Source organism: Vogesella mureinivorans, from assembly GCF_007644035.1.
In the GTDB taxonomy this organism is placed as follows: Bacteria; Pseudomonadota; Gammaproteobacteria; order Burkholderiales; family Chromobacteriaceae; genus Vogesella; species Vogesella mureinivorans.
In genome coordinates this window covers 1-287 of sequence record NZ_VMTV02001168.1, presented here as the reverse complement: position 1 = coordinate 287, position 287 = coordinate 1, and the positions used below count along the sequence as shown (strand labels likewise).

The window sequence follows — 287 nt, the reverse complement described above, 5'->3', positions numbered from 1 at the left end:
CTGCGTTTGATGCTAAGTTAGGTGCAAAACCACCTTCGTCACCCACAGCAGTATTTAAACCTTTAGATTTTAATACTTTCGCTAAGTTGTGGAATACTTCCGCACCGATACGAAGCGCTTCTTTTAATGTTGATGCGCCAACCGGTTGAATCATAAATTCTTGGATATCAACGTTATTGTCAGCGTGTTCACCACCGTTGATGATGTTCATCATCGGTAACGGCATTGAATATACGCCCGGCGTACCGTTTAATTCAGCGATATAAGCATATAACGGTAAGCCTTTA

At 41.8% G+C, this 287-nt stretch carries 1 pseudogene; it reads right to left on the bottom strand.

The window, feature by feature from the left end:
• Window positions 1-287 (bottom strand): annotated as a pseudogene (gene eno, locus FLQ44_RS23350) (phosphopyruvate hydratase); the annotation flags it as partial.